Below are 1,642 nucleotides of genomic sequence, written 5' to 3' on the forward strand. Positions count from 1 at the left end.
AACTCCGGCGGGTAGTTCTTCATGACCACGAGATGTCCGTTCTCAGATCCTCAGGATCCAGTGTCTCGTGTGTTCAACATCAGGGGTCAAGGCCCAACCACGAGAAGGAGAACATTCCGAGCTTTCGCATCGGTCAGCAGCTGCGCTTCCTGCCGTCAGAGGTACACCAGTGGATGAGTCGCACCCGGCACACAAGCCCGTGAGTACTGAGTCGTCAGAGTCACCCCACACGCCCCAGAAAACGGGTGAGAGCAGCGCACGGAGCAATCTATGATCGTTCGTCATGGGCGTGTACATGAGCCGAAGTCGGACAGATGCGGCACCGAAGCGGGCGTCCGAGTCAGATGCTGAATTCCTCGAAAGGATCGCCGGCCCGTTCTGGGACCAGGTTCGAGATGTGATCAACGAGTGGTGGTCCCACTTTCCCCCCGATGCTCAGCCCGGCCTGCGCAGTCGGCTACGCGATCGCAATTCCGACGCGAACGTCTTCTCCACGATGTGGGAGCTGTACGTGCACGAAATGCTGCTCGGTGCCGGTTGCCTCGTGGAGATCGAGCAGCAAATAGGCACAGGGGGAAAGTACCCTGACTTCCTGGTCACCCGTGACGACGAGCAGTTCATTGTCGAGGCGATATGGACAGCAGAGAGTCTCGACACAACCGGGAACAGCTCGCTCCCGCCACAGGTGGTGGACGCGATTGACGGCGTTTCGAGCCCAAACTTCTACGTGGCCTACAAGGTTGACAGTCTTGGCTCGACCACGCCACAGCAACGACGGTTGAAGAACGAGCTGACCCGATGGCTGGCCAGCTTGGACCCCGACCAAGTCACTGCTGCGCATGAGCAGAAGGTGCCGCTGCCCAGGCATACCTGGCAGGAGGCAGGTTGGCGCCTCAGCTTCGAGGCGATCCCCCGCAGCCCTGGCAGGCGAGGCGATCCAACGAGCAGGACAATCGGCTTTCATCCCTCGGCGTGGGTAGCAGAGGGCTCAGATCGGATACTCAAAGCCGTGAGAAAGAAGGGCAGGAAGTACGGGGACTTGGCACTTCCATTCATCGTGGCGGTTGGTAATTCGGCAGTCTTTCCCGAAGACGCGGACACCGAAAACGCGTTGTACGGGACTTCGGTCGAGTACGTCCACCGCACCGGATCGACCTTCGGTCGCAATTCCGATGGCTACTGGACTGCTGCGCAAGATCAGCCCCATAGTCGGGTCAGCGGCGTACTGACCGTCGACAACCCGGCACCTTGGACCTGGGCTAAGAAGGTCCCAGCTCTCTGGCAAAGCCCCGCACCTGACTCACTCCCCGCCCCCGTACTCCCTACTTGGGAATCGGTACAGCTGGTCGATTCTCGCGTCGAACGCCAGTCAGCGGCTCGCCCCATCCACACGTCCCTCGGCCTGCCTGAGAACTGGCCGATCGGGGAAGCTTTTCCTCGGCGTCGGCCAGGCACCGAAAGCTGAGGGCCCGAGGCAAACAGGCCGATGCCCCACCCGTGGGGGTGCCGGTGCCGAGGCTGCCCCCGGCCAAGTGCAGCTGTGTTATCTAGTAGGACTCCGTTAGATCTGTCTTGCTCTCGGAGGTCGGCTCGGTAGGGGCTGGTGGCAGGTGGTGCAGATACCGGTCCAACACCTCAGCGT

1 protein-coding gene is annotated in these 1,642 nt (G+C 61.1%); it reads left to right on the forward strand.

What is annotated here, in order from left to right; all coding sequences use genetic code 11:
* Window positions 1-283 precede the first annotated feature (283 nt).
* Window positions 284-1,465: a hypothetical protein gene (locus tag B072_RS47030; protein WP_234018972.1), complete on the forward strand. Its 1,182-nt coding sequence runs from the start codon at window positions 284-286 to the stop codon at window positions 1,463-1,465.
* Window positions 1,466-1,642 lie beyond the last annotated feature (177 nt).

Source organism: Streptomyces sp. HmicA12 (genome assembly GCF_000373565.1).
In the GTDB taxonomy this organism is placed as follows: domain Bacteria; phylum Actinomycetota; class Actinomycetes; order Streptomycetales; family Streptomycetaceae; genus Streptomyces.

What these genes read in the sequence shown, in the direction of transcription:
- B072_RS47030 (WP_234018972.1), top strand. Translation starts at nt 284, where the DNA reads ATGGGCGTGTACATGAGCCGAAGTCGGACAGATGCGGCACCGAAGCGG.